Annotated in this window: 16 protein-coding genes and 1 pseudogene; 11 read left to right on the plus strand and 6 right to left on the minus strand. The window is 67.5% G+C overall.

Annotated features, from left to right (window positions below; translation table 11 throughout):
* Positions 1 to 196: 196 nt before the first annotated feature.
* Both V0R59_RS20355 and V0R59_RS20360 read left to right on the plus strand, forming a co-directional pair.
* The gene (locus V0R59_RS20355; protein WP_330076795.1) at positions 197 to 1126 is read left to right on the plus strand and encodes an alpha/beta hydrolase; all 930 of its coding nucleotides are present in this window, start codon (positions 197 to 199) and stop codon (positions 1124 to 1126) included.
* Between the two features lie 92 nt (positions 1127 to 1218).
* The gene (locus tag V0R59_RS20360) at positions 1219 to 1791 is read left to right on the plus strand and encodes a sce7726 family protein (RefSeq protein WP_330076794.1); all 573 of its coding nucleotides are present in this window, start codon (positions 1219 to 1221) and stop codon (positions 1789 to 1791) included.
* A gap of 24 nt (positions 1792 to 1815) precedes the next feature.
* Here the strand turns inward: V0R59_RS20360 and V0R59_RS20365 are convergent.
* Positions 1816 to 2013, minus strand: a pseudogene (locus V0R59_RS20365) (cytochrome c); the annotation flags it as partial.
* A 371-nt stretch (positions 2014 to 2384) separates the two neighbouring features.
* Here V0R59_RS20365 and V0R59_RS20370 point away from each other — a divergent pair.
* Positions 2385 to 2690, plus strand: coding sequence for a hypothetical protein (locus V0R59_RS20370; RefSeq protein WP_330076793.1), 306 nt, complete (start codon positions 2385 to 2387; stop codon positions 2688 to 2690).
* 51 nt (positions 2691 to 2741) lie between these two features.
* On the opposite strand, the gene V0R59_RS20375 is transcribed toward V0R59_RS20370, so the two are convergent.
* From V0R59_RS20375 to V0R59_RS20395, 5 genes are all read right to left on the minus strand, one after another.
* Entirely contained in the window at positions 2742 to 3800 is a 1059-nt protein-coding gene (locus V0R59_RS20375) for an ABC transporter substrate-binding protein (RefSeq protein WP_330076792.1), read from the minus strand.
* Between the two features lie 43 nt (positions 3801 to 3843).
* On the minus strand, positions 3844 to 4992 hold the full coding sequence (locus V0R59_RS20380; protein ID WP_330076791.1) for an LLM class flavin-dependent oxidoreductase: 1149 nt from the start codon (positions 4990 to 4992) through the stop codon (positions 3844 to 3846).
* Between the two features lie 450 nt (positions 4993 to 5442).
* Positions 5443 to 7287 (minus strand): ABC transporter ATP-binding protein, encoded by a 1845-nt coding sequence (locus V0R59_RS20385; RefSeq protein WP_330076790.1) that lies wholly within the window; start codon positions 7285 to 7287, stop codon positions 5443 to 5445.
* Entirely contained in the window at positions 7280 to 9046 is a 1767-nt protein-coding gene (locus tag V0R59_RS20390; RefSeq protein WP_330076789.1) for an ABC transporter ATP-binding protein, read from the minus strand. Before V0R59_RS20390 ends, V0R59_RS20385 begins: the two co-directional genes overlap by 8 nt.
* A 52-nt stretch (positions 9047 to 9098) precedes the next feature.
* The gene (locus V0R59_RS20395; RefSeq protein WP_330076788.1) at positions 9099 to 10316 is read right to left on the minus strand and encodes an acyl-CoA dehydrogenase family protein; all 1218 of its coding nucleotides are present in this window, start codon (positions 10314 to 10316) and stop codon (positions 9099 to 9101) included.
* A 308-nt stretch (positions 10317 to 10624) separates the two neighbouring features.
* Here V0R59_RS20395 and V0R59_RS20400 point away from each other — a divergent pair, with 308 nt between their 5' ends.
* The 8 genes from V0R59_RS20400 to V0R59_RS20435 all read left to right on the plus strand — a co-directional run bounded on the left by V0R59_RS20400 (position 10625) and on the right by V0R59_RS20435 (position 20094).
* On the plus strand, positions 10625 to 11686 hold the full coding sequence (locus V0R59_RS20400) for an ABC transporter substrate-binding protein (protein ID WP_330076787.1): 1062 nt from the start codon (positions 10625 to 10627) through the stop codon (positions 11684 to 11686).
* A 1-nt stretch (position 11687) separates the two neighbouring features.
* Complete coding sequence (locus V0R59_RS20405; RefSeq protein WP_330076786.1) at positions 11688 to 12422, plus strand: class II aldolase/adducin family protein; 735 nt, start codon at positions 11688 to 11690, stop codon at positions 12420 to 12422.
* A gap of 12 nt (positions 12423 to 12434) precedes the next feature.
* Positions 12435 to 13610 carry an LLM class flavin-dependent oxidoreductase gene (locus tag V0R59_RS20410; protein WP_330076785.1) on the plus strand — a complete coding sequence of 392 codons (1176 nt, stop codon included), beginning with the start codon at positions 12435 to 12437 and terminating at the stop codon, positions 13608 to 13610.
* A gap of 10 nt (positions 13611 to 13620) precedes the next feature.
* Positions 13621 to 15189, plus strand: a complete 1569-nt coding sequence (locus tag V0R59_RS20415) for an ABC transporter substrate-binding protein (protein WP_330076784.1) — start codon at positions 13621 to 13623, stop codon at positions 15187 to 15189.
* Entirely contained in the window at positions 15182 to 16240 is a 1059-nt protein-coding gene (locus tag V0R59_RS20420; RefSeq protein WP_330076783.1) for an ABC transporter permease, read from the plus strand. The genes V0R59_RS20415 and V0R59_RS20420 overlap by 8 nt, the downstream gene beginning before the upstream one ends.
* Positions 16241 to 16253: 13 nt before the next feature.
* Positions 16254 to 17072: an ABC transporter permease gene (locus V0R59_RS20425; protein ID WP_330076782.1), complete on the plus strand. Its 819-nt coding sequence runs from the start codon at positions 16254 to 16256 to the stop codon at positions 17070 to 17072.
* Positions 17069 to 18856, plus strand: coding sequence for an ABC transporter ATP-binding protein (locus tag V0R59_RS20430; RefSeq protein WP_330076781.1), 1788 nt, complete (start codon positions 17069 to 17071; stop codon positions 18854 to 18856). The genes V0R59_RS20425 and V0R59_RS20430 overlap by 4 nt, the downstream gene beginning before the upstream one ends.
* Positions 18857 to 19260: 404 nt before the next feature.
* A complete protein-coding gene (locus V0R59_RS20435) occupies positions 19261 to 20094 on the plus strand; it encodes an urease accessory protein UreD (protein ID WP_330076780.1) in 834 nt (277 codons plus the stop codon).
* Positions 20095 to 20098: the final 4 nt, after the last annotated feature.

The following is a 20098-nucleotide window of genomic DNA, read 5'->3' on the forward strand; positions in this document are numbered from 1 at the left end:
TGGAGCAGATGAACCTGTGGGAGCGGGTTTACCGGGACGCCGGACCGCCGCGATTGCGTCGGTGAATTCGCTATCGCAATCGCGGGTAAACCCGCTCCCACAAGTCCCCGCTGAACCAATGAGTCATGCGGTAGCCGACCTTGCACAAGCCGGCCCCGAACCACCTGGCGGCATACCCAGCAAAGGAATTTCTGTAATGACCTATCGCCTCGACCCCGAAATCCAGACCTATGTCGACGCCTGCCAACGCTTCACCCCCGTCGACGACAGCATCGAAGCCCGCCGCGAATCCTTCCTCCAGGCATGCCGCGCCTGCACCAGCGAACCACCGCCGGGCTGGACCATCGCCGATATCACCCTCGACGGCCTGCGCCTGCGTTGCTACAAGCCGGCGGGACAGGCGCCGCAGGGCGGCTGGCCAACCTTGCTCTACCTGCACGGCGGCGGCTGGAACCTGGGCGACCTCGACACCCACGACTGGTTCGCCCATGCCCTGGCGCGCCGCGTACCGGTGGCGATCGTCGCCGTGGCCTACCGGCTCGCGCCGGAACACAGCTACCCGGCGCCGCTGGAGGATTGCCTGGCCGTGTGGCAGGGGCTGCGGCAAGGGCGGATTGATCCGGCATTGAGTCGTGAGCGGTTGATCGTCGGCGGCGACAGCGCCGGCGGGACGCTTGCCGCCGGTCTGTGCATGGCCTTGCGCCGGGACGGACAGGCGCAGCCGTTGGGCCAGTTGCTGATCTACCCGGTGCTGACCACGCGTGAAGACCTGCCGTCGATGCGCGAGCATACCGAAGCGCCGTTGATGACGGTGGTGGGGCTGCGGCGTTCGTTGGCGGGGTACGTGTCGACCGAGGGCGATCGGCTGGACCCATGCGCGATGCCACTGGCAGCGCAGGATTTCAGTGGACTAGCGCCAGCCTTCATCGCCGTGGCTGGCGTGGATCCATTGCGCGATCACGGCGAGGCTTACGGGCAGGCATTGCGGCGCCATGGTGTCGACGCCGAGGTGGAGGTGGTGGAGGGGCTGGTTCACTCGGGACTGCGGGCGTTCGGGGTGGGCAGGGTGGAGCGGCTGTGGGACCGCTTGGGAAACATGGCTTTGAGCTATTGCTCCGCGTCCTGAAACATATGTCCTGATCGAAGCGATGTGTGACGCTGGCTCGTCAGGAAGTGATTTCCTATACTCCCGCCGCTTTCATCAGTCGAGGAAACAGCATGCTTTCGCCCACCGCCATTCGGGAAACCCTTAAAGGTTGGGTCACAACCCACCTTTCCACCGATGCCGGTGATGTGCTGATCGAGGAGCTGGGGTTCGTCAATCGCCAGGACGGGCGCTCGGTGGACATGACCTTCAGGGCTGACCTCGCCGTTGCCAATGGTCGGTTGGTTGCATTCGAGATCAAGTCGGGTGCCGACTCGCTGAAGCGTTGGCCCAGCCAGTGCACTGCCTACTTCAATGTGTTCGATGAGGTCTGGTTGTGCACCCATGGCCGCCATCTGGAGAAGGCTCTTGGTGTGACACCGAAGGGCGTGGGGATCCTGGTCACGGATGATCTGGGAGGGCTGGTGTTGCTGCGCAACGCCCGGCGCAATGGCAAGTGCAATGCTTACGATCTAAGCGGCCTGCTGTGGCGGGAAGAGCTGGAGGTGTTGTGTGAGCGACACGGGATCGAGGTGAAGAAGCGGGAGACCAAGTCGGATATCCGGCACAAGGTCTCCAGCACCGTGCCTATCGAGGCAATCAGGGATTACGTGCTGTCACGGTTGAAGGTACGCAAGGGCGGTTAGATCAGGTCGTCCAGTTCCTGGTACTCAACGACTCTTGCCAATCACCCCCACCATGTAGTCATTCAGATCGCGAAAATCCTGAACCTTCCACTCGAACGGCGGCACTTTCACCTCGTTCTCGCGCAGTGTCTTCGGGATCAGGTTGCCGTTGGGGCGAAGGATCACCGAGGACACGATGACGCCGGGGTAGTCGTGCAGGCGCTTTTTGAACGCGGTGGTCGTCGGAATAACCTGATCGCGATTATCCAGGCTGCTGACAAAATCTACTGCCTTCGCCTACAAATCCTCCTCGAAATCCGACTTTCATGTAGGTAATTTCCCAAGCATACTTTTCCGCCTTTTCAGCTGTTGCGCTCCTGGAAATGGGCACCTAGTCTTCGCCGGTCGCCGTGGTTTGGCGATTGGGTTTGGTAGCCCAGAGTTTCCCAGCGGGCAATAGCGCCATGTAATTCTTCGATGAATCATGGTGGCTGTGCACGGGGTGCATTCGTGCGCGCCGGGCTCCTGGGACCGGTCTACCAACCCGTGTACAGCCGCCACCCATTCGTTTGGTAGCGATAAGTAGTGGCCCCTATCAACCCAGGAGTTCCACCATGAAAAAGCTCGTACCAGACCCACCCGATTCGACCTCCCGCCGTACCGCCAACATCCACTTCGGCTCCTGCGCCGGCGCCCATCCTCATATGTTCGCCGTCTGCCCGGATGCCGATATCGAAGATGCCCTGGCCCACCTCGCAGCCGCACTCACCTCAGCCTTCGAAACCAACGCCCAGCTGTGCGACATGCTTTCCCGCCCGCTGGCGGACAAGGCCTGGGCGACCTGGCAATCGTTGGAAATCTGCCAGGCATTGACCGAGGCGCTGCGCAAAGGAGTGGCCCGCCAGCAGACTGAAAGCTGATCCGTCGATTTGTCGAGAGGCCAGGGCAAGGCCTCTCGACAACACTGCGCCCTAGGTCGCCACCCGCGAAGTCGACCCGATCACCGCCTCCAGCACCCTGAAATCAATCCATTCCCGTACATCGAAATGCCGCGGGATGAACTGCCATCGATACAGAAAATCAGTGAAATCCTGCAACGCGCCGATCGAGCGACTGTCCAGCGTCGTGCGCAGCCGTCGGTGGGCATCCTCGCCGTAGGCCGCCGCTACCCAGTACTCGCTGGTATTCAACTCTCGCGCCAGGTAGCGCCGGGTCTCGTCCGGATTGGCCCAGGCCCATTGCTCGGTGCGCAGCAGCACGTCGACGATGCGCTTGCAGGCGCCGAAGTGGTGGTCGAGCAGGTTGGTATCCACGGTCAGGGTCCGTGGCGTGCCGTTGTTGGCGCGCACCAGCGGGTCGGGGTGCGAGCCGGTGTCGATGACCACGTGCAACCCCAGTTCATAGGCCAGTTGCAGGGCCGTGGCGCCCTTGAGGAAGATCGCGTCGATATCGCCGCGCAACAGGCCGATCAGTTCGTTGTTGCGCCGGCTGATGCGGGTGCCGCCCAGGTACACCCCGGAGCCGTGCACCTGGGTGATCTGTTCGTCGCTGTGGGTACCGCCGTAGGGGTAGTCCACCAGTTCGACATCGGCCACGGCCAGGCCTTCCAGGCGCAGGGCGTTTTCCAGGCCGCGCAGGGCCTGAGCACGGGTGAAGTCGATCTGCACGTTGGCCCATTTCGGCAGGCCGAAGCGGCGGTTCTTCAGGTCGCGGACGGTTTTCACGCCGCTTTCGGCAGTGGTCAGGATCAACTGCACTTCGTCCGCCCAGCTCAGGCCCAGCACCCGGGTCTGCACGCCGGCGGAGTAGGCCCAGATCGCCGGGATATTGCCGCCATGGCGGACCGAGTTGGGCAGGTGGTGGTCGTAGTGGGCCTCGCGGACCTCACGTTCGCTGGACTCGCGCAGCGACTGGATCGAGGTGCCCAGCGGCGCGAAGGCTTCGGCCAGGCGCCCGCTCTGCACGGCGATGCCGAGGCCGGTGGGCACCGGGCTGTGGGTGTACCAGAGGGTGTCGAGGGGTGTGCTCATGGGGTGATCGGGTCCTTGATGGATGGCCAGGGAACGGTCCGTGTCAGGCGCTGGCCTGCAACGCCGGGGCAGGGCGCTCGCGCAGCAGCGGCAAGACTTCCTGGCCGATGCGCAGGGCTTCTTCCAGGTGCGGGTTGCCGGCGAGGATGAAGGTGGAGAAACCGGCGTCGCGGTATTCGGCCAGGCGCTCGGCGATGTTCTGGTGGCTGCCCACCAGGCCCACGGTGGGACCGGGCTTGGCCTTGGCGAAGCCGGCCCAGAGGTTGGGGCCGAGGATCAGTTCGTCGAAGCCCTGGATGTTCTGGTGGTAGGCGGTCTGCCGTGCAGCACCGACCGAGTCGCTGGCGCGGGTGAAGGCGCTGGAGATCGCGCTGGGCTTGCCTTCCAGGCGCTCGAACTGGCGGCGCAGGTCGGCCCAGGCGGCTTCCTCGGTCTCGCGGGCGAAGAGATCGACCCGCAGGCCGAAGCGCACGCTGCGGCCCTGCTTGTCGGCCAGCTCGCGCACCCGTTCGATATGCGGCTTGAGCTTGTCCACCGGCTCGGCCCAGTTCAGGTAGACGTCGGCATGGCGTGCGGCGACGTCCAGCGCGGGGTCGGAGAAACCGGAGAAGTACACCCCCGGCTTGCGCTCGTTGCCCAGCCCTGGAGGCAGGGCGCCGTTCTCAAGGCGGTAGATGTCGCCTTCGTAGCTGAAGCGCTCGTTGTTCCACAGGCCGTCGATGATGTCGAGGAACTCGCCGGTGCGCTGGTAGCGCTGGTCGTGGTCGAGGAAGTCGCCCTGGGCGCGCTGGCTGGCGGGATTGCCGCCGGTGATGATGTTCCAGTCCAGGCGGCCGTGGCTCAGGTGCTGGAGGATCGCCGCCTGCTGCGCCGCGTAGGCGGGCAGGGTCCAGGTGGCCTGGAAGGCGATCAGGAAGCGCAGGCGCCGGGTTTCCCGGGCCAGGGCGGCGGCGACTATCCACGGCTCGGGGCCGGTGGGCAGCAGGGCACCTTCGAAGCCGGCCAGCTCGGCGGCCTTGGCCACCTGGGCGATGTAGTCGATGTAGGTGAAGCCGTCCGGGTTGCCGTCGGCCTGCAGGCCCGGGGCGATATGGCCGTGGCGGGCGGCGAAGCTGCCGCGGTTGTGCTTGTCGGTGGTGAGCTGCGGGCCGTCGGTGCCCAGGGGCAGGCGCCAGAAGAATTCGGTGCTCATGGTGGGTCCTCGTTGAAGTTGGAGGGGGTGGTGCAACCGGCATGCCATGGTGTGCTTGGGGGGCTCATCGCTGCATGGGTATCTACACATCTTTGGTGGGGTACAACGCGGTCGGTGTAGGAGCGGATTCATCCGCGATCGGCGGCGAAGCCGTCGTAAATCCTGAGTCCCGGGTTTGCCTGATGCACCGAAGAGGCAGGTTTTATGGCCGCTTCGCGCCCAATCGCGGATAAATCCGCTCCCACAGAATCGCGCGCTCCGCCGAATCTGCACCTGGAAAAAGTTGTGTGGATACCCATGCTCATCGCTGGCAAGCCGGCCCGGAATACGGGCTCGGCGCGGTCCCTGTGGGAGCTGGCTTGCCAGCGATAGGGCCAGTGAAGTCACCGGCGACTGCTGCCAGGGCAGCACCCCGCAAGCAGCCACTGTGGCGGACGCAACAGATGCCCTTCAGTCATGCACGGCAAGCAAGTCCTCCTGCCGTTCATGGCTGCGGTACAGCGCCGCGTAGGCGCCACCGGCCGCCAGCAGGCGGGCGTGGTCGCCTTGTTCCTGCACCTGTCCGTGACGAATCACCACGATGCGGTCGGCATCGCGGATGGTCGCCAGCCGATGGGCGATGATGATCGCCGTGCGTCCTTCGCACAGGCGCCGCAGCGCCCGCTGGATACGCCGCTCGGTATGCACGTCCACCGCCGAGGTGGCTTCGTCCAGCACCAGCACGGCGGGGTTGGCCAGGTACGCCCGCACCAGGCACACCAGCTGGCGCTGGCCATGGCTGAGATGGCTGCCCAGGGTCCCCACCTGGGTCGCGTACTGATGCGGCAGGCGTTCCAGCACCTCGTCCGCGCCCAGCTCCCGCGCCGCGGCGATCAGGCTGGCATCGTCCGCCCCCGGCGCGGCGAGGCGCAGGTTGTCGAGGATGCTGCCGGCGAACAGCACGTTGTCCTGCAGCACCACGCCGACATGCCGGCGCAACTGCTGCTGGCTGAGCTGGCGGATGTCCACGCCATCCAGCTTCACCGCGCCGTCGTCCACCTCGTAGAAACGGGTCAGCAACTGCACCAGGGTGCTCTTGCCGTGCCCGGACGGCCCGACGATGGCCAGCACCTCGCCGGCGCGGATGCGCAGGTCGAGGCCATCGATCACCGGGCGTGCGGCATCGCGCTGATAGGCGAAGCGCACCCGCTCGAAGTGCACCTCGCCCTGCACCCGTGGCAGTGGCAGCGGGCGGGGCGGGTCGAGGATCTCCGGCGCGGTATCCAGCAGCAGGAAAATCCGCTGCGCCGAGGCCGAGCCGGTGGCGTAGCGCTCGAACAGGTCGGTCAGTTCCTGCAACGGCCCGAGGAACAGCATCACGTAGAACAGGCTTTCGCCGATCTGCCCCACGGTCACCGTGCCCTTGGCTAGCGAGTAGCTGCCCACCAGCACCAGCACGGCCATGCCGGCGGCGGCGAGCAGGGCGGTGAACGGGGCGAACCAGCCGGAGCGCAGGCTGCCGGTGATCAGGGCGTCGTTGAACTCGTCCAGCAGTTGCCGGTAGCGCCGCTGGTTGTCGCCCTGGCGGCCGCTCTGCTGCAACAGGCGCACGCCGCTGACGCTTTCCACCAGGTGCGCGGTGAAGCGGCTGCGCTGTTCGGCGACCTTGGCCCAGTTGCGCTGGGCCACGCGCTTGAACGCCCAGGTGGCGACAAACAGCAGCGGCACGCTGCCGATCAGCGCGGCGAAGAACAGCGGCTCGATCAGCCACAGCATCAGCGCCGCCAGGCTGCAACGCAGCAGGGCGCCGAGCAGTTCCGGCGGGCCCTGGATCAGCAGCGGTTCGAGGGCGTCGACGTCACGGTCGGCGCGGGACAGGATGCGCCCGGCGCGGGTGCGGTCGAAGTAGCCGATGCTCAGCGCCTGGACATGGGCGAACACCCGCACCCGCAACTGGTTCAGCACCGCGATGGAGGCGCTGCCGGCAAGGTACTGCGACACCCCGGCCAGCAGGAAGCGCCCGAGCCAGCTGGCGGCCAGCCCGGCGCCCAGCCACAGTACCAGCGGCAGGTCCAGCAGCCAGGCGTTGCCGTCGTGGACCAGGCCGCGGTCGAGCAATTCGCGGACGAACCACGGGCGCAGGAATACGGTGAACACCAGCACCAGCTCCAGGCCGACGACCCAGGCGACCTGGCGGCGCACGGGCCTGAGCAGCGGCAGCAGGCGGCGCAGCATGCTGCGGTCGAGGGCCTTTTTCGCCAGGCGTTCCTCGATCTCGATATCGCTCATGGCGGTATTGCCGGCGTTCTTACTCATGCTCGATCCCCAGCAGGTCACGGTAGGCCGGGTTGCGCCGGCACAGTTGTTCATGTGGCCCGCTGTCGACGATGCGTCCCTGGTCCAGCAGCAGCACGCGGTCGGCGCGCTGCACGGTGGAGGCCTTGCTGGCGATCAGCAGCAGGGTCGGGCCACCGGGGCGGCGCAGGTTGTCCAGCACATGGCGCTCGCTGATGGCATCGAGGGCGCTGGTAGCGTCGTCCAGGCACAACAGGTCCGGGGCGGCGAGCAGGGCGCGGGCCAGGCACAGGCGCTGGCGCTGGCCGCCGGAGAGGGTGATGCCGCGATCGCCCAGCGGACTGTCGAGGCCGTGGGGCAGGCGTTCGAGGATGTCGTCGGCGCTGGCCCGGTGCAGGGCGTCGAGCAGTTCGGCGTCGCTGGCCTGGGGCGCGGCAAGGCGCAGGTTGGCGGCGAGGGTGTCGGCGAACAGGAAGCTTTCCTGGGGCAGCACGTGCACGCGGCGGCGCAGCTCGGCGAGGTTGACGCCGCGCACGTCCTGCCAGCCGCCCTCGGCATTGCCCACCAGCACCTGGCCGCTGTCGGCGTCGGTCAGGCGCGGCAGCAGGCTGGCCAGCAGGCTCTTGCCGGTGCCGGTGGCACCGACCAGGGCCACCACTTCACCGGGGGCCAGGCTCAGCGAGCATTGGCGCAGGATGTCGCGTTCGCTGCCCGGCGCGGTGACGCTGACGCTGTCCAGCCTCAAGCCCAGCGGGCCCCGGGGCAGTTGCCGCGGGCCACTCTCGATCTGCGACGGCGCATCCAGCAGTTGCCAGATCCGTCCGGCCGAGGCGCGGGCATCGGCGAAGGTCTGCATGACCCGGCCAATGCCTTCGATACGGAACACCAGGGTGGTGGCGATCAGCAGCGAGGTCACCAGTTCGCCGATGCCGATGCGCCCGGCGGCGACCAGTTGCGCGCCGATCACCAGGATCCACACATGCCCCAGGGCCACCACCGCCTGCGGCAGCGGGATCCGCGAGCTGGCCCATTTCAGGGCCTGGCGCGCGAGCCCGGCGAACTCGCCGACCTGGGCGGCGAAACCCTCGATGCGCGGTTGCTGCAAGCCGAACGACTTGATCACCCGCACCGCGCCGATGCCCTCGGCCAGGTCCTGGTTGACCTGGTCGTAGGCGGCGCCCACCGCCCTGTCCAGTTCCACCAGGCGCTCGGTCTGCAGTACGAAGATGTACAGGCCCAGCAGGGTCAGCAGCAGCGGGCCGAGGGCCAGCAGCGGGTGATACCAGCCGAGCAGGCCGACGGTGGCCAGCACCACCAGCGGGGTTTCCACCAGTTGGCGCCAGAAACTCACCAGGGCATCGCGGACCTTGTCGGCATCGCGGGTGGTGCGGGTGACGATCTCGCCCATGCCGTGCTGCCAGTGGTAGGCCAGGTGCAGGCGCAGCACCTGTTCGAGGATGCGCTCGCGCAGGCGCGTGAGCAGTTCCTGGCCGAGGATCAGCGAACCCAGCCCGGCGGCGTATTGCAGCACGGCGCGCCCGAGGGCGACGGCGAGAATGGCCCAGAACCAGTGCCAGGCCAGCTGGTCGTCGAGGCCGCCGTCGTCGAGGCGGCGCACCGCGACCCCGGCGGTGACGTCGTTGAGGGCATGGCCGATCAGCCATTGCTGCCAGACCAGGCCCAGGTTGATAAGCACGAACAGCCCGGCGACCAAGGCGAAACGCCAGGGCATCTCGCGGTAGATCGCCAGGCTGCGCAGCAGCGGATGTCGATGGTTCATGAAGGACTCGAAACGGGAGTGGAAAACGCGCGGGTGGTCCCGCGCGATGGCGTCAGCGGCTGGCACCGGCCTTCTGCTTGGCGGTGAGGATCGCGGTGTACTCGCCCGGATCGACGCCGTTGAGGTAGTAGTTGCCGACATGGTGCAGGCGCCAGCGGATCGGGTCGTGGGTGGTGTGCACCCGGGCGTTGCGCCAGAAGCGGTCGAGGTTCCATTTGCTCAGCGAAGAACTGGCGCCGAGCAGGGAGAAGATCTCGCTGGAAATCTTCAGCGAGGCGCCGTCGGAGTGGGCGCGGGCGGTGGCCACCGAAAGGATCAGTTCGTCCTGCAGGGCCTTGTTCTCCGGGTCGCGCTCATGGACGTCGAAGGTCCGCGCGGCATCGCGCAGCAGCGATTCGGCGGCGCGCAGGGCCACGGCGTATTCGCCGATCTGGCGGATGATGTGCGGTTCGTCGCTGGCCCGTTCCACCTCGCTCTCGACCCACGGCCGCGCGTGCTGGTTGAGGTAGTCGATGCCGGCCTGCAGGGCCCCGGCGGCGATGCCGGTGTCGATGGCAGCGTGGAGGATCTGCGGGAAGGTCAGCCCGGTGCGTTTCATCGGGCCCTGGCGACGCAGGACGTAGCGCTCGTCCAGTTCGATATTGTCGAAACGCACGGTGCCGCTCACCGAGTTGTGCTGGCCGAAGGCGTCCCAGTCGTCCACCAGGGTCAGGCCCGGGGTGTCACGCTGCAGCAGCACGCCGGCACCACCGTCGTCGCTGGCGGCGGTGAGGGAGATCCACTCGGCCAGGTACGAGCCGGTGGAGTAGAACTTGCTGCCGTTGAGCACCAGCACGCCGTCCTCGCGGCGCTCGACCCGAGTCTTGAGGGCGAATTTGTTCTTCCCGCCCACTTCGGCCAGGGCATTGCCCAGGCGCTTGCCGGTCAGCACGTCGCCGACCAGGCGCTGGCGCACCTCGTCCGGGTAGCCATTGAGCACCCCGCGCAGCATCACGTTGTGGATCTGCAGCAACTGGCCGACGCCGCCATCGGCACGGGAGATGATCCGCACCGTCTCGACGATGGTTTCCACCGAGGCGCCGAGGCCGCCGTCGGCGCGGGGCACGCCGATGGCGGTGAGGCCGCTGCTGGACAGCAGCTCGGCCTGGCGACGGGGCAGGGTGTGGTTGTTCCGGGGATCGGCGGCGAGGGCGGCGATCTCGCCGGCCACTTCATGGGTGACGGTAATGGCCTGGGCTTCGCTTTCCAGGTGGCGGGGCAGGGTAGTCACGATAACGCTTCCTTGAATGAACAGGTGCGCGGCTCGGAGCAGGTTCTGTGCCAGTGGCCTGGAGGCCTTTGAATACGCGGCTTTCAGCGATTTGGCAGGGGGCGGCTGCTGCTCCAGCAGCAGTCCGCGGCCGGTTGTTGCTCAGGCAGCAGCAATGGCGCTGGGTGGGTGTTGGCAGATCAGCAGCCGGCAACGGGCAGATCAAGGAAATATCAATGAAATCAGTGGGTTGACGAGTTGGCACGGGCGCTGCAATAGCCCTGGCAAAGGCCCTGTGGCCCATTCGATCCCCTGATGGAGCTCATTCAATGTCCCTAGCCGCTACCTCGCCGTTGCCTGTCGCAGCGCCCCTGGAGCAACTCTGGTTCACCCGCTGCCCGGTCCCTACCGCGTCCGGCATCGCCTACACCCTGGGCTGGCTCGGCGAGGAATTCGCCGCCGACGGCCTGCCGGTGCAGACCCTGCAGGAAGCCCGGCAGCTCGGCCACCACCACTACGACCACCAGTTGCCCGGGCTGTTTCGCGAGGGCGGCAACGTGCCGGCCCTGGCCGCCCGCGCCGCCGGTTCGCCAAGCCGCCTGATCGGCCTGACCTGGATCGAGGAATGGCAGACCATTCTGGTCCGTCCCGGCTCCGGCATCCGCAGCGCCGCAGACCTCAAGGGCAAGCGCCTGGCCTTGCCGGCCTGGGGCGCCAACCGTCCCGGCAGCATCGCCCGGGCCATGAGCCTGCACGGCTACAAGGGCGCGCTGGCCTCGGCCGGCCTGGGCTTCGATGACGTCACCCTGGTGGAGGTGGCGCTGCATGACCAGGAGCAGGCGCCGAACCCCAACGAAGGCCTGCAGCGCCTGTGGTCGGGCCTGGACTACCTGGTTCGCGGTGAAGTCGACGCGGTCTACGTCAAGGGCGCTTCCGCCGCCGACGCCGCCCGCCGCCTGGGCCTGGAAGTGGGGATCGACCTCGACCGACTGGAGCCGCGCTACCGCATCAACAACGGCACGCCACGGCCGATCACCGTGCACCAGGACCTGCTCGACGAGCACTTCGACCTGGTGGTGCGCTTCCTCGCCCAGACCCTGCGCGCCGCCGAATGGGCGCGGAACAACCGCGAAGGCGTGCTGCGCATCCTCCAGGACGAGACCCGCGCCGGTGCCCAGGGGGTCGACGAAGCCTACCGCGGCGACTTCCACACCACCCTGGCGCCGGACCTGTCCGAACAGCGCCTGGCCTTCCTCGATATCCAGAAGACCTTCCTCAACCTGCATGGCTTCCTCGAAGCCGATTTCGACCTCGCCGAGTGGGTCGACCACCGCCCGCTGCAAGCCGCCCGCGAACTGCTGGCCCAACGCGCCCATGACAAGGACCTGTGAAATGACCGTACTGACCACCGAAGCGCTGATCGACGCTGAACTCAAGGATTTCGTCGAGGCTGTCACCCATGAAGCCGGCGAAGCTTTCCGCGTCTACCGCGAGACCAACACCATCACCGCCAACGGCACCGTCGGCTTCATCGAGCGGGTGCCGGGCCGCGACCTGCTGGTGTCGGTGAACTACCCGGGCCCGTGGAACCACCACAAGCCGCTGAAGGCCAGCGTCACCGACTTCGCCGGCAACCTGCTGCTGGGCCAGGGCAAGGGCGGCCTGAACCGCTACACCCGGCTGTTCCAGCAGCAGCCGCAGATCACCACCGTGTCCCATGTGCACAGCCCGTACCTCGGCGCCTGGGCCCAGACCCAGCGCACCCTGCCATTCCACTACGTGCCGGTGCAGCGCTTCCAGCTCGCCCGCGAGCTGCCGGTGTACATCGACCGCCGCCAGGACGAGGTGGACTTCATCCTCGACAGCCTGGCCGAGAATCCCTTCACCCCGGCGATCCTCGAAGCCAACGGCGGCGCCACCGTGTGGGGCACCCAGGGCCTGCGCCAGACCGCAGAGTTCATCCTCCTGCTGGAGGAGGGCGCGCAACTGCAGCTGCTGGCCGAATCCCTCGGTGGCTCGCGCCCCTACGGCCCGGGTGTGCTGACCCAGCAATGGACCATGAGCAAGCTGCTCGACCAGGCCCGCGAACTCGGCCTGGTGCCGGCCAACGACAGCCCCCGCGCATAAGGACATCCGACCATGGCAGTGAAGATCCTCTGGTACCTCACCAGTCCCGACGGCCCGTATCCCTGGGAAGAGCAGGGCCGCTGGCTGACCGACTTCAACCACCTCAAGCAACTGGCGGTCAGTGCCGATCGCCTGGGCTACTACGGCTCCCTGCTGGGCACCAGCCCCAACGAAAGCCTGACCGTGGCCGCCTCCTTGATCGATGCCACCGAGCGCCTGCGCTTCCTGGTGGCGCAGCACCCGGGCGAGGTCTCGCCGGCGGTGCTGGCCAAGTGGGCGCTGACCTTCGATGAATTCTCCAACGGCCGCCTGCTATTCAACGTGGTCAATGGCAGCGATGCCGGGCTGGCCACCCTGGGCGTGCACTATCCGCACGACGAGCGCTATCAGTTCAGCCTCGAATACTGGCGCGCGTTCCAGGCCATCTACGCCGGCAGCACCGATGGCTACGACGGCCAGTTCGTCAAGCTGGCCCCCCGTCCGGCCGGCGCCGCGCGCCATCCGCTGGGTGGCTGGCATCCGCCCAGGCGCCTGTCGGTACCCTTGTGGGGCGCCGGCACCTCCGATCCGGGCGTGGCCCATTCGGTGCAGTTGCTCGATGTCTACCTGAGCTTCGCCGATACCCCGCCCAGGCTCGGCGCCAAGTTCCGCAAGGTGGCCGCCGAGGCGGCGAAGATCGGTCGCGAGCTGACCTATGGCACGCGCCTGCAGATCATCGTCCGCGAAACCGAGGAAGAAGCCTGGGCCCACGCCCAGAAGCTGTTGGACAACACCTCGCTGGCCACCGCCCGCGCTGCCATCGAACGCCAGTTGCCAGCAGGGCAGACCCTGGACAGCTTCCACAGCGACGACCCGCGCATCCAGGCCAACGTCGAGGCGATCCGCGCCGGTCGCCTGCCCAAGGCCCGCGACCTGGAAATCTACCCGAACGTGTGGACCGGCCCGAGCCTGTTCGGCTTCAACCTGCTGGGGCCGGCCGCCGGCACCTACCTGGTGGGCAGCGCCGAACAGGTGGCCGAGCGCATTCGCGAGTACGAGGCCGAGGGCACCAGCGCCTTCATCCTCTCCGGCTTCCCGCTGATCGATGAAGCGCACCGGGTCGCCGACCTGCTGTTCCCCTTGCTCGACCTGGACCACGGCTTCGAGGTTCCGCGCCTCAAGGCCCGCACGACGGCCCAACCGGCCTAAGGAAAGACCCATGCCCAACGAATTTTCCCGCCGGGTGTTCCTCGGCAACAGCCTCGCCGTCGGTGGCGGCCTGATCCTCGGTTCCAGCCTGCTCAGCGGCTGCGGTGGCGGTGATCCCGCCGCCGTGGTGTCCTCCGTCGCCCCCGGTACCCCGGTGCGCGGCGGGCGCCTGCGGGTCGGCATCATCGATGGCGACCAGGCCGGCAACCTCGACGCGCACAAGCCGTCCGGCGGCGGGATCATTCGCGGCTGGGCGCTGTACAGCAAGTTCTGGGAATGGAACGACGACGTCAGCACGCGCCTGGGCCTGGCCGAGTTCGCCGAGCCGAACGCCGACGCCAGCGCCTGGACCATCCGCATCCGTCCGGGCCTGGAGTTCCACCACGGCAAGACCATCAGCGCGGACGACATGCTGTTCTCGATCCTGCGCCTGACCGATCCGAAGCTGGCTTCGCCCTATGCCGGGCTGGTCGGCGCCATCGACCGCCAGGCCCTGCGCAAGCTGGACGACCGGACCATCGAGATCCGCTTCAAGGAAGGCCGCAGTTTCTTCCCGCTGGACGAGACCCTGATCGCCTTCGGCGGCATCGTGCCCACCGACTACGATCCGAACAATCCGGTGGGTGCCGGGCCGTACCGGCTCAAGCGATTCGTGCCGGGACAGCGGGCGCTGTTCACCCGTTTCGAGAACTACTTCAAGCCCAACCAGCCCTATGCCGACGAGCTGGAAATCATCGAATTCAAGGACCAGGTATCGCGGGTCGCCGCCCTGCGTGCCGGGCAGATCGACATCGCCAGCGCGGTGCAGGCCGAGCACAGCGCGCTGATCAAGGCCGATCCGCGCCTGCAACTAGTGGCCTCGCCGACCACCTCGTTCAGCGGCTTCAACCTCAATACCGCCAAGGCACCGTTCCAGGATGAGCGGGTGCGCCAGGCCTTCCGCCTGCTGGCCGACCGCCAGGAACTGGTGGGGCGTGGCCTCAACGGTTTCGGTCGCATTGCCAACGACCTCTACTCACCGCAGGACCCGACCTACAACCATGCCATCGCGCAGCGCCCCTACGACCTCGACCAGGCCCGCTCGCTGCTGCGCCAGGCCGGCGCCAGCGACCTGCGCCTGGAGCTGACCACCACCGCCAACGAGGTCAACGCCGCGCTGGTGTTCGCCCAGCAGGCGAAGAAGGCCGGGGTGGAGATCAAGGTCACGCCGGTGGACAGTTCGGTGTTCAACGGCCCGCAGAAGGAACAGTGGCTGATGTCGCCATGCTCGACCCCGGCCCGCGGCTTCCTCGCCACCGGCCTGCACAACGACGCGCCGCTGGCCATCTACAACCGCAGCAACTTCCGTGACGAGCGCTTCTCGCAGCTGTTCACCCAGGCCCTCGGCCAGCCCGACCTGGCCCAGCGTCGGGCGCTGGTACACGAGGCGCAGACCATCCAGCACCAGCGCGGCGGCCTGCTGATCTGGGGCTTCACCGACGTGCTCGACGCCGCCTCGAACAAGGTCGGCGGCCTGCACGGCGAACAGACCACCTTCGCCTCCTGGCGCTTCGACAGCCTGTGGTTGAACCATGCCTGAACCTATCGCAACGCCCCGTCTGCCTGCCTGGCTGCCGTGGTTCCTCGGCCGCCTCGGCTATGGCCTGCTCACGGCCTGGGTCATCAGCCTGGTGGTATTCGTCGCCACCCAGGCGCTGCCCTCGGATCCGGCGCGGGTGATCCTCGGTCCCGAGGCGCCGCTGGAGAGCATCCTCACCCTGCGCCAGCAGCTTGGCCTGGACCGGCCGATCCTGATCCAGTACCTGGCCTGGCTGGCGCAGATCCTGCGTGGCGACCTGGGCATCTCGCTGGACTCTGCGCAGCCGGTGGCCGAGCTGCTGTTCATCCGCTTCGGCAATACCCTGGCGTTGCTGCTCGGGGTCCTGTTGCTGGTGGTGCCGCTGGCCCTGGTGATCGGCGTCGGCCTGGCCCTGCGCCGTGACTCGCGCCTGGACCGCTGGGGCCTGGCGACCCTGATCGTGCTCAAGGCCACCCCGGGCTACCTGGTCGCCATCGGCCTGGTCCTGCTGTTTTCCATGCCGCATTTCGACCTGCTGCCGGCGGTGTCGCTGATCGATCCGGACCGTCCGCTGTGGCGCCAGCTCGACTACCTGGCGCTGCCGGTCCTGGCCCTGAGCCTGTCGGCCCTGCCGTACCTGGCGCGGCTGGTGCGGGCGTCGATGATCGAGACCCTGGATTCGGACTATGTCGGTGCCGCGCGCCTGCGCGGGCTGTCGGAGCGGCGCCTGGTGTGGTGCCACACCTTGCCCAACGCGCTGGTCCCGGCGATCCAGGGCGTGGCCCTGACCCTGCGGGTGCTGATCGGTGGCGCGCTGCTGGCGGAGGTGGTGTTCAGTTATCCCGGCATCGGCACCTTGCTCAACAGCGCGATCCAGATGCGCGACCTGCCGCTGATCCAGGGCACGGTGCTGGTCATCACCCTGGGCGTGGTGGCGATCAACCTGCTGGCCGACCTGCTGACCGTGCTGCTTACCCCGAAACTGCGTACCGCACGCCGCGCCGGACTGATCCAGCGCAGCCGTCGCGGCATCCAGAGCTGGTGGCGGCGTCCCGCGGCCAAGGCCCCCTGAGAAGGAGTGATTCATGTTCACTGCACGATTCTGGAATGAACCCTCGATTCGCCGGGGGGCCCTGGTGACCCTGGCGGTGGTCCTGCTGGCCCTGCTCGGGCCGTGGCTGGCGCCCCATGCGCCGACCGACATGCTCGGCGGGGTGTATGGCGCTGCGACGTCCACAGCGCCGCTGGGGCATGACTTCCTTGGCCACGACGTGTTTTCGCGGCTGCTGGCGGGCGGGCTGTCGATCCTGTGGATGTCGGTGGCCGCTGCCGGCCTGGCGCTGCTGGTGGGCAGCGTGCTGGGCATGCTCGCCGGGCTGTCGCGGCAGCGCCTGGACCAGGCGATCACCTGGCTGGCGGATGTCTGGCTGGCGTTTCCCGACCTGATCCTGGTGCTGCTGATCGTGTCCATGCTTGGCCGCCAGCCATGGCTGATCGTGCTCACCGTGGCCATCGCCTTCACCCCGGGGGTGATCCGCCTGGCCCGGGGCAGCGCGGTGTCGGTGGCCAGCCAGGAGTTCGTCGAGGCAGCGCAGATGATGGGCTTTTCCCGCACGCGCATCCTGCTGCGGGAAATCCTGCCCAATGTGCTGACGCCGCTGCTGGTGCATTTCGGCAACATGCTCACCTGGGGCATCGGCATGCTCTCCGGCCTGAGCTTCCTCGGCTACGGCGTGGCGCCACCGGCAGCGGACTGGGGCCTGATGATCAATGAAAACCAGGCCGGCCTGCTGATCCAGCCCTGGGCCGTGCTGGCTCCGGCGCTGCTGATCGCGGTGTTCGCCTATGGCACCAACCTGCTGGCCGAGGGCATCGCCCGGTACAGCGCGGGAGCACGCACATGAATGCATTCGTCGTTTCCACGCCGGCAGTGGCCGGGGTGGCCTTGCAGGTCGAGCGACTGCGGGTCGAGCTGGACAGTGGTGCCGATGTCATCGAGCACATCGACTTCAGCCTGGCGCCGGGGGAAATCCTCGGCCTGGTGGGTGAGTCCGGTTCGGGCAAGACCACCCTGGCCACCGCCTTGCTCGCCCATGCGCGTCGCGGTGCGCGGATCAGCGGCGGGCAGGTGCGGGTGGCGGGCAGCGACCTGCTGGCCCTGGACGGCGAGGCCCTGCGGCGTGCCCGCGGCGGTCTGATCGGCTATGTCGCCCAGGATCCGGCGCTGGCGCTGAACCCAGCGATCCGCATTGGCAAGTTGTTGCTGGAAACCTTGCAGGCCCATGAGCCGGGGCTGGATCGCCAGGCGCGGGAGTTGCGCCTGCAGCAGACCCTGGTGGATGTCGGACTGCCCGGGGACCACGAGTTCCTGCGGCGTTTCGCCCACCAGCTGTCCGGCGGACAGCAGCAGCGGGTGATGCTGGCCCTGGCCTTTGTCCTGCGGCCGAAGCTGATCGTCCTCGACGAGCCGACCACCGCCTTGGATGTCGGCACCCGCGCGCACATCCTGCAAACCGTGCGCCGGCTGTGCAAGGAGCAGGGCGTGGCGGCGGTGTACGTGTCCCATGACCTGGGGGTGATCAAGGACCTGGTGGACCGGGTGATGGTCATGTATGCCGGGCGCATCGTCGAAGTGGCCAGCCGCGAGCGGCTGTTCCAGCGGCCGGGGCATCCCTACACCCTGGGCCTGCTGGCGGCGATTCCGGAGGTGGGCCGCCAGCGTGTGTTGCGCGCCATTGCCGGGCATGCGCCGGCACCGGGACAGCGGCCCGCCGGCTGCGCCTTCGCCCCGCGTTGCTCGCGCCGCAGTGCGGCGTGCGCCGTGGACGAACCGCAGTTGCAGGTACTGGACGGCACGCAGGAGGTGGCCTGCCGGCATCCGCAACTGAGCGCGTTGCCCGCGGAAGAAGCGCTGCCAGTGCGCGTACTGCCGGCGTCGCGGGAGCCGCTGCTGGAACTGCGCGAGCTGAACCTGAGCTACGACCGGCAGGTGCTCTTCGACCTGTCGCTTGAGGTGCATCGCGGCGAGTGCCTGGCGGTGGTGGGCGAGTCCGGCTCGGGCAAGACCAGCCTGGCGCGCACCCTGGCCGGGCTGGGCGATGGCGGGATCGGCCAGTTGCGTTTCGACGGCCAGCCGCTGAGCCTGCTGGCGCGCAAGCGTGACGCCGCGACCCGGCACCGGATCCAGTACATCTTCCAGAACCCTTACCGCGCGTTGAATCCTCGACAGTCGGTGTTCCAGTGCCTGCAGGCGCCGCTGGAGCACTTCTTCGGGCTCAAGGGGGCCGAATGCCGAGCGAGGATCGACGCGGCGCTGACGCGGGTGGCGTTACCGGTGGAGACGGCGGGCAAGTATCCGCACCAGCTGTCCGGCGGCGAGCGCCAGCGGGTGGCGATCGCCCGGGCGCTGGTGTGCGAGCCCGAGGTGCTGATCTGCGACGAAGTGACCTCGGCGCTGGATGTATCGGTGCAGGCGGCGATCCTGGGCCTGCTGCGGGAATTGCAGGAGGAGGGCATGACGCTGGTGTTCGTGACCCATGACCTGGGGGTGGTGCGGGCGATTGCCGATAGGGTGCTGGTGGTCAAGGAAGGCAGGATCGTCGAGGAGGGCGGTAGTGCCGAGGTGCTGGACCGGCCGCGTAGCGACTATGTGAAAGGGCTGGTGGCGCAGGCGAAGTTCCAGCGTTGAGCCTGGGTGGCCTGCACATCGTGATGCGTACCCTGTGGGATTCTGCTCAGCCTTTCTGGCTGCGTTGTCGAGCAGAGAACAGGTCCACGAGCGACGCGGACCTTGTGGGAGCGGGTTTACCCGCGATGGCGTCAGTGAATTCACTATCGCAATCGCGGGTGAACCCGCTCCCACGGAGTCCGTGTTGTTAGCTCCGGACGACACATATCAGTGCAAGCAAAGCCAGAATCGCCCTACAAGCCCCACTCTGGCCCGTAATGTGCTTTTACACATTCCAACGATTACTGATCGATCGATCAGGTCCGCGACAGGCCCGCTGCACCAAGGCCCCGCGGACATTTCCCTACCGCCGCGCCAGACCGGGATTACCCCGATAAACGCGGCGTTTGACCGGAAGCGCTGGAATGTCCCTACCCGAACAGCTCCCACCCGTGCACGACGCACCGGGCTGGAGCGCCGAGCTGATGCTGCGCTTCGTGCAGCGCGATGGAAGGACCTGTATTGGTGCGCGGCGTCATTTCGGACCTCTTTTGGTGCAGCGGCCCTTCTACCCGGAAGGCGCGCCTTGCCATGTCTATGTGCTGCACCCCCCGGGCGGCGTGGTCGGCGGTGACCGGCTGACCCTCGACGTGCACCTGGAACCTGGCAGCCACGCGCTGCTGACCATGCCCGGCGCCACCAAGTTCTACCGCAGTGCCGGCCCCGTTTCGGTGCTCAAGCAGCATTTCCACCTGGCCGAAGGCGCCACCCTGGAATGGCTGCCCCACGGCAACATCTGTTTCCCTGGTGCCCGTGCCCGCCTGGAAAACCGCTTCAGTCTGGCCCCCGGCGCGCGCCTGCTGGCCTGGGAGATCCTCTGCCTGGGCCGGCCGGTCATGAACGAGCGCTTCAGCCACGGTGCGCTGGACAGCCGCCTGCTGATCGACCTGCCGGACGATCCGGGCCTGCACGAACGCCTGCGCATCGACGGCGACAGCCTGCACAAGCTCGCCGGCTATCCCTTGCAAGCCACCTTCTGTGCCGCACCCGCCAGCCCCGAGCTGCTGGAACAGGCGCGCACCCTTATCGAGCATCTTGCCGTCCCCGCCGGCGCGACCCTGCTCGGCCAACTGCTGGTGGTGCGCCTGCTGGACCACGACAACCAACGCCTTCAATCCACCTTGCTGCGCCTGTGGCAGGCGCTGCGTCCGGCCATCGTCGGCCTGGCGCCATGCCCGCCACGGATCTGGGCCACCTGAGAGA

This window comes from Pseudomonas ulcerans, assembly GCF_036324125.1.
GTDB lineage: Bacteria > Pseudomonadota > Gammaproteobacteria > Pseudomonadales > Pseudomonadaceae > Aquipseudomonas > Aquipseudomonas ulcerans.